This is a genomic window from Nodularia chucula CCY0103, assembly GCF_963923915.1.
GTDB classification, from domain to species: Bacteria; Cyanobacteriota; Cyanobacteriia; order Cyanobacteriales; family Nostocaceae; genus Nodularia; species Nodularia chucula.
Genome location: NZ_CAWUOL010000063.1, coordinates 22973 through 30493 on the forward strand (window position 1 = coordinate 22973; position 7521 = coordinate 30493).

Below are 7521 nucleotides of genomic sequence, written 5' to 3' on the forward strand. Positions count from 1 at the left end.
ATGGACACAGAGGAAATTCTGGAATTAATTAAAATTCTGCCTAGTCCTGGTTGTCCGTTCAATTGCACGTTAAGAACCGTGGAGGGAAATAATCTCAAATTAGTGGTCCCGAATGTAAAAAGCTTTAATTTGTCTAAGATACAGCTAAAAGAATTTGCACTTGATAATTGGTTACCAACATCACTTGTTGAATTGATGAGTTTAATCGAAAGCAAAGACATTAGTTGTCCATCAAGATTTTTTCAAGCAGCCCTCACAGCCATGTCCTTGGGGCGTGGGTATGGTGTAATTAACCTAGAATATCCCGATAACAGAGCATTTATAGCTACATTTAGCCCTTCTTACCGGGTTTGTATGGGGAAAAATAAAAGTATTTAGCTTGTTTCATCTGCTTTGTATAAAAACAGTTGTTTCAACTAAATTGAATAATTAAAAATTTAGTTTATGAATAAGCTGGGAGGATTAGAACTTAATCACAAAAGCTGGTTTGAGTGAGATGTCACTGACCAGCTTTTTTGTTGGAATTATTCAACAGCAGAATCTCATATTTATGAACTAAAATTTTCAACTTTGTGTGGTTGAGGGTGAATTGATTCCATATTTCACTTTTTAAAAGGTAAAAATCATGAAAAATAAACTAAATCAGGGCAGTAGTTCGTTATTCTATGTAGCTTGTAAAGGTTTGAAATATTTTCTACTGACTCTACTTGGTTTTGCGATCGCATTTGTTATGTCTAGAGTTTTTGGAGTTTCTCAAGTTGTACAAATGCTGTTATACCCAAGTATATGGGCATGGATTTTCCGCATTGCAGTTTCTATATTCTGTTTGTTTGCAGTCGCCATCATCTATGAATCTTCTCGCTAATTGGCTTTAGCATAGCAGTGAAATAATTTTGGTTATTAAGAGATTATTCAAGGCACAATGTTATACCAGGTTTATTAAAAAAGAATTGTAAAAAGTTGGCTGGATAAAAAAACGGCAACTTGCTGACAACTTAATAACCAAAATTTATTTGTTGCTATACAAAGACGTGGTTAGCATCTGCTCTTTAATTAGATATACTATTTAGACGAGGGAAAATCTATGAATTTAATTGCCAACAACTCTTCAAATAATGACTTTTCCCAGCAAGATTTAAGCTACCACGATCTCAGCAACTACAACTTTAGTCACAACTTGTTTATAGAAACTAAACTCAATGGCTGTAATTTAAGTTATTGTAATTTAAATGGAGCCAATCTCAAGAATACACAACTATGTGGTGCAGATTTAACGGGTGCTAGTTTGTGTGGGGCTAAATTGCATAATGCCAAGCTCAATGGAGCTAACTTGTGTCAAGCTAATCTAGCTGGGGCAAATTTAACTGGTTCAGATTTACGATATGCTACTCTCAAAAAAGTTAAGCTTAATGACACTATCTTTCATGATGTCAAGGTAGAAAATACAGTATTTGACAGTTGTGATGGCTTAACTGAAGATATCAAGCGGATATTAAAAAATCGAGGTGCAATCTTCAAGGATTCTATCTCTCAATCTGGAAACATCAGATGGTATATTCAGTATGTAGTTGTACCAATTTTAGTTGCCCTGATTGGTGCTGGCATATTTCTCAAGCCACAGAATGAAACTTGTTCGCTTTCATTGGGTCAAAAGTCGATTCTTAAATATCTACCGGATGTTGTCCGTAATATGGTAAAGCTTCAGACCAATGAGGATGTTGACCTTGTTGCCAATCTAGATAAGCCAGTTCCAAAATACTACTGACTGTTGCGGCTAAACCAGATGTGGCTTTAATGAGTTGATATTCACTCTGCCAATTGGCTAAGGTTTCTTGCCATGCTTCTGGTGTAAATACGGTATCTGGTAATAAAGCTGTGATACTCAATTTATCAGCAGATATTTGGTAAATAGCACCAAATATTTTTCCTCTCTGTCCTGGCATTTCTACGGCTATTACTGCTGGTTTTGATTGATTTTGACCTTTGTTCGCCCAAGCTACTGCTGCTAAGGTAGAAATGGCAAATACGGGGATATTTAACTGTTGTCCCAAGGTGCGTGCAATGACTACACCAATACGAGTTCCTGTAAAACCACCAGGCCCTCTAGCTACGGCAATAAATTCTATATCTGCCCAGGTGTGGGGTTGAATAAATTTTCTTAAATATTCATGTACATAGCTAGATAAATCACGCCCCAAATCCCAAGTATGAGCGCGAGTTTCACTAGCAAAATTACTGATAGCCAACCCCAGTTCGGGTGTGGTGGTGTGTAGTGCGATCGCGTATTTTGTGGCTGCAAGGTTCTGTAGTTCTGGGGTCAAGGTTAATTATAAAGTTGATGTTTTGAGGTGATTTATTTATTCAACCACAGAATCATGGCTTTATATTCAAAGCAAGATATACGACTACTACAGGAAATAGCAGTAGCCGCGTTGAATATGCAAAAATCAGTTTTCATCACGTCGGTACGAGTTCACCTGGGCGCAATTTCGACCATTTACCTGTTTCTCGCTTGAAGCTGAGACAACCCACAACGTCCCATTCCATTTCAATCATTTCCCCGCTTGTGCGGATGTTGACGTTAATGGAGGGTTCATTGGGGTCGAAGGTGGGATTTTCGGTTAAATGGGGCTGTTGGTGTTGTGCTTCTACGGCGTGGTAGGTTTCACAACGGTCTACATAGTGGCAGTTCACGCAAATACACATAATCGAACTGTCTCCAAAAACCTTGGTTTATTGTTAATGTAACTTAAGCCCAATTTTTATTCACTAGTTATTGGGTTGATTTTTATGACAATGCGCGATTTGATATATCCTACTCTGCTTCCTGAAAATTGGCCTTTTAGCTGGGAATTTTTACCACAACCTGCTTATATTGTCGGTGGTGCGGTACGGGATGCTCTTTTGGGTAGAACTCGTGAATACTTGGATCTGGATTTTATTATACCCTCTGGGGCGGTGGCAGTAGCTGAGGCGATCGCACGTCATTATCATGCTGGTTTTGTGTTACTTGATGCTCAAAGACAAATCGCCCGTGTGGTTTTTCCTGAAGCTACGGTGGATTTTGCCCAACAAGAAGGGGAAAGTATAGAAGCTGATTTATATAGAAGAGATTTTACAATTAATGCGATCGCCTACAATCCCTATACTCAACAATTCATTGACCCCTTACAAGGTCGGGCTGACTTAGAACAGGGTATCTTGCGAATGATATCACCAAATAACCTCAAAGATGACCCTCTGCGATTAATGCGCGCATATCGTCAAGCCGCCCAACTTGACTTTACCATTGAGTTAAATACTGAGAAAACTATTCACAATTTAGCATCACACATCACAGAAGTCGCCGCCGAACGCGTGCGGGGAGAAATTCATTATTTATTAGCAAATTCTCAAGGTACACATTGGCTGATAAAAGCCGCAGAAAATGGGTTACTTGCACCTTTATTCCCAAATGCTAATTCCCTAAGTTTTGAGAAACTAGCAAAAGTGGATCAAGTAGCTATCTCACTGAGCCAAATTTACCCACAACTGAGTACAGAATTACAACAGTATGTCCGCGACACAGTAAAAACCACTTGGTTAGGTATCGCTAAACTGGCTTGTCTTGTTGATAGTAATCCAGAAGTTGCTAAAGCAGAACTACAAGTAAGAACTTACAGCCAAGCAGAAATTAAAGCTGTCACCACTGCACTGAAACTATTACCGCAGCTAAAATCAGATAGTATGTCTGTGCGAGAACAGTATTTTTTCTTTCAAGCAGCCGGAAATGTATTTGCAGCTACAATAATTTTAGCCTTAGTAGATAATAATTTGGTATCGGCGATGTCAGGCGACAATTCGCTAGGCGTTTATGCACCATTAATCAACCGCTACCTGAACCCTGATGATCTGGTTGCTCATCCCACTAAACTCGTTAGCGGTGACGAGCTAATTTTAGCATTAAATATTTTACCTTCCCCAGAATTAGGGGAATTATTAACAGAAATTACCATAGCTCAAGCTGAGGGTAAAATTTCCACTCCCCAAGAGGCGATCGCATTAGCTCGGAGTTTATTAGAGGTGGGGAGTAGGGAAGAGACAGGGGAGCAGGGAGCAGGGAGCAGGGGGAATTAAGAAGATGTTAAACACATGAACGTACTAAAATTCATTAGCTAGGCAAAGTTAGACGGGTCTTGATCTCGTCGATGCTGAGTGGGAATAGGTTCTGGCTGGCCATTACCTGCGAGGGCTGCGGTTGTTTCCAGGGATTCCCGCAATTGCTTGGCTGCATAGATGGACATATCTCGTGGTACATTAATGCGATCGCGCAAATATCGTAGAGCCACATCAGACCCGGATGGAGGTACACAGGCTTCACCAGTCATCATCTGAGTTAAAGCACAACGTAACGCTTGATCAAACAAACTATCATCTAAGGGATTGACTCGGATAATATTCAGGCGGTGTTTGATAGTTCGTTGCAGAGCCTCCATGCGGGAGTTTTCGGGTTCTGGATAAGAAATATCTGGGAGTCCAAACCAGGGACCGTTATCCACCCGCGCCTTATTGAGAAGCATCTGAGGTTCGCCGTTTTCCCAACAGCCACCCATCTGGGGCGGTAAATCATGTGCGTGGGTGTGAAAGTCGCTCTGAGTACCTCGGTAAGTAGGTCGGCTTTCCATTGCCGCAAACCATGCGCTTAAGCGAGGGTTTTCCTCTCGTAGGGAATAGCCCTTGTAGTAGTAAAGGCTGGCATTCATCCGTTCCAGATATGGCGTAAAAATCACATCAACGATGCCGAAGCTATCCAGAAAGTAAGGGCTTGGGGTGCTACCCAGAGCCTCTTCTACCTTAGCCACCACTGAAATAAATTGTTCTCGGTTGCGTTGTTCTTGTTGAGAAGAACCTGCTCTAGAACACAGCCACATACACCAAGCTCTAAATAAAAGTCGTTCTAATCGACGTAGAGTCAGCACCTTGGGGTCTTCCATCCCTTGGTTTAATGGAGCAAAAACCTGTTCCAAAGCGAGCAAAATATCATCGCTTTCTTTAATAATTTGTCCATCTAACTCAATTGCAGGGAGCATTCCTGATGGAACCTTACGTTTGTACCAACTTTCTTTTTCCCCGTAGCAGAACATGGTCACTTTTTCGATGCGGTAGGGGATCTGTTTTTCCTCTAGCCATAACCAAACCTTTTGACAGTAGGGACACCAAGCGTGATTATCGCGGTACAGCGTTACTCGCACATCAGATTCCGGCTGACCAAACAAGCGTAACCTGGCTCTAGCGTTGGTGAGATCATTAACAGTATCTATTTGATAGTCCGTGAGGGTTTCTAGTTCTTGCCAGCTTAAGGGTGCAGTAGTCATAAAGTGAGGTAAATTGGTAACGGTATTTCTGTAATTTACAGATATCCCGACTAACTGCCAACATATTTACTAAACAATTGAATAGCATCGGCAACATTGACATCGCCATCCCCGTTGGCATCCAAGAAAGAATTTAATACAGAATTTCCACCAGATTGGGGATTTTGGGTATTACTACCAGATTGCAACAAATTTAATACTATCGGCACAATCACAGGTAACAATTGCATAATTGTACCAGCATCCAATCCTGTCTGTTGAGAAGCTGCCTGTGCTACCTGCTGTTGTGTTTGAGGGGGAAACAGGGAACTGACAGCTTCAGGGTTAGAAGAAGTCCCAGCATATTGATTAACTAATCCTTGGGTTGCTTCATTACCTTCTGAGGCTTGCTTCTGTTGTAAAGCAGAACGTACATACTTACCTACTACACCGACAACCGATTGTATGGTTGAAGGATTTGTCCCAGTCGCATTACTTAGCTGATTAACAGTGTTAATAATACTGCCGAGTTGACCTAAACTCGCTTGTTGATTGGGATTGGTAACAGCACCGATAATTTGATCAAATAGACGCATAATCATCTTTCTCCTGATGTTCTTATTCTCTGAGTGTAAAACAGCTGTTGCTATTATGAAACAATTAACACAGCAAAACCACCAACTTAAGGATGATAATGATTCGCGGGATTTTATCCCCTGAAACAGGTTGACAAGTTCCGGCGATCGCCGCAGGTTTTCAAATGCACATCCCTAAGCTACTGGAACCAAATACTTTAGCCGCCGCAGTTGTGCAATTAGTTAATAATTCTTAATTTAGATTTTTTTGTTTCGCGCAAAGGCGCAAAGTCGCAAAGTAAGAAATACTGAAAACAAGCGTTTGGACTCAATGCATGAAAACTGCTGTAAAGTAATTTAAGGGGAAGCATATAACCTCACCAGCCAGGTACATAAATTATGGTGCATAGCTTCATACTGCCACAAGAAACAATTGCCAGCATTCAGGAAGAGATAAAATTTCTTGAGGAGTGTCTGAATGATCCCAATGTGCAAGATGATGTAATGGCAGAGATACTCAAGATAGATGGTAAATTAACATCTCTCAGTTATGTGATAGCAGACTTAGAAAAACTTGTGGCAAAAGTGAATAAGCTAAATAAGCTGGGTAAAGAACTTAGCGAAAAAGCCAAGCTAGGAGAATTAGCAATTTTACTATTTGTTAAATATTTTGTTCTGGAGCGGGAAATTATAGATAAGTATTGGTATTTTTTTCGATCTATTAAGCGTGAAAGTGATATTAAAAACTTTACATTGTCTTCTGTATATTTCTACAAACAAATCAATAATGGAACTTTCTTTGAAAATCTTCATGATAATGAAAAATATATTTTAATGGAAACCTTAAAATATGTAATCAAATCCCTAATTCAAGCTAGTTTAAGAACAAACGCATTATCTGAAGAAGAAATTAATGCACTAGACTTAGGAGACATCACACCCCAAGAATCAGAAACTATGCTGATTTCTTTGGCATCTACAAAAAAATGGGATGAGGTGTACAAGAATCTTGCATAGTCCTAAATTTATTGAAAAAGCAGATGTTTTAAGTATACATACTAAGCAAATTAAGCGATATTGTGGCTCATTTGGCATCCGCGATGAAGGCTTGCTAGATTCGGCTATTTACCAACCTCAAGCCAGCTTTGGGGGGGAACTTTTACATACCACAATTGTTGAACAAGCAGCAGCATATTTATTTCACATCACTAATAACCATGCTTTTGTAGATGGTAACAAGCGAACTGCCTTTGATGTGATGGTGACATTCTTAAACTTGAACGATTACGAACTGGATATGACACCAAAAGAAGCTTATGAATTAACAATACAGGTAGCCGATAACAAAGTGGATAAAGAACAGTTAATTGAAATCCTGAAAAATTGCATCATAGAACTTTTTTAATAGGATGAATGCACAAGTCTAATTTATTACTAGCCCTGGCGACTAGAAGTCGTGGCTATACAGACCAAACCCGCCTACGCGGGTTAAAAATAAAGACCTTGATTTTTTCATTAGTCCACGCAGGTGGACTTTGCTTGTGTAGTAGCGAATTATATCCCACATTCCGCACCCTAAACTGTCACAGATAAAAAAAGCCACCAAAGTAGTA

Annotated in this window: 10 protein-coding genes; 6 read left to right on the forward strand and 4 right to left on the reverse strand. The window is 39.9% G+C overall.

Annotation, left to right across the window (positions count from 1 at the left end; all coding sequences use genetic code 11):
* The 3 genes from ACM0OP_RS16440 (at position 1) to ACM0OP_RS16450 (ending at position 1765) form a co-directional block, all read left to right on the forward strand.
* The gene (locus ACM0OP_RS16440; RefSeq protein ID WP_414529495.1) at positions 1-378 is read left to right on the forward strand and encodes a hypothetical protein; all 378 of its coding nucleotides are present in this window, start codon (positions 1-3) and stop codon (positions 376-378) included.
* Between the two features lie 247 nt (positions 379-625).
* Entirely contained in the window at positions 626-865 is a 240-nt protein-coding gene (locus tag ACM0OP_RS16445; RefSeq protein ID WP_414529496.1) for a hypothetical protein, read from the forward strand.
* 219 nt (positions 866-1084) lie between these two features.
* On the forward strand, positions 1085-1765 hold the full coding sequence (locus ACM0OP_RS16450) for a pentapeptide repeat-containing protein (protein ID WP_414529497.1): 681 nt from the start codon (positions 1085-1087) through the stop codon (positions 1763-1765).
* Here ACM0OP_RS16450 and tsaB read toward each other — a convergent pair.
* Positions 1662-2321, reverse strand: coding sequence for a tRNA (adenosine(37)-N6)-threonylcarbamoyltransferase complex dimerization subunit type 1 TsaB (tsaB, locus tag ACM0OP_RS16455; RefSeq protein ID WP_414529498.1), 660 nt, complete (start codon positions 2319-2321; stop codon positions 1662-1664). The genes ACM0OP_RS16450 and tsaB overlap by 104 nt on opposite strands.
* Before the next feature lie 136 nt (positions 2322-2457).
* A complete protein-coding gene (locus ACM0OP_RS16460; protein WP_414529499.1) occupies positions 2458-2706 on the reverse strand; it encodes a Ycf34 family protein in 249 nt (82 codons plus the stop codon).
* Positions 2707-2790: 84 nt separating this feature from the next.
* Between ACM0OP_RS16460 and ACM0OP_RS16465 the strand changes: the two genes are divergently transcribed.
* A complete protein-coding gene (locus ACM0OP_RS16465; RefSeq protein ID WP_414529500.1) occupies positions 2791-4116 on the forward strand; it encodes a tRNA nucleotidyltransferase/poly(A) polymerase family protein in 1326 nt (441 codons plus the stop codon).
* A gap of 38 nt (positions 4117-4154) precedes the next feature.
* Here ACM0OP_RS16465 and ACM0OP_RS16470 read toward each other — a convergent pair whose 3' ends face one another.
* Positions 4155-5354 carry a glutathione S-transferase family protein gene (locus ACM0OP_RS16470; RefSeq protein WP_414529501.1) on the reverse strand — a complete coding sequence of 400 codons (1200 nt, stop codon included), beginning with the start codon at positions 5352-5354 and terminating at the stop codon, positions 4155-4157.
* A 50-nt stretch (positions 5355-5404) separates the two neighbouring features.
* A complete protein-coding gene (locus ACM0OP_RS16475) occupies positions 5405-5929 on the reverse strand; it encodes a DUF937 domain-containing protein (protein ID WP_414529502.1) in 525 nt (174 codons plus the stop codon).
* Positions 5930-6307: 378 nt separating this feature from the next.
* Between ACM0OP_RS16475 and ACM0OP_RS16480 the strand changes: the two genes are divergently transcribed.
* The gene (locus ACM0OP_RS16480; protein WP_414529503.1) at positions 6308-6925 is read left to right on the forward strand and encodes a hypothetical protein; all 618 of its coding nucleotides are present in this window, start codon (positions 6308-6310) and stop codon (positions 6923-6925) included.
* Positions 6918-7313, forward strand: coding sequence for a type II toxin-antitoxin system death-on-curing family toxin (locus ACM0OP_RS16485; RefSeq protein ID WP_414529504.1), 396 nt, complete (start codon positions 6918-6920; stop codon positions 7311-7313). Before ACM0OP_RS16480 ends, ACM0OP_RS16485 begins: the two co-directional genes overlap by 8 nt.
* The last annotated feature ends 208 nt before the right edge of the window (positions 7314-7521 follow it).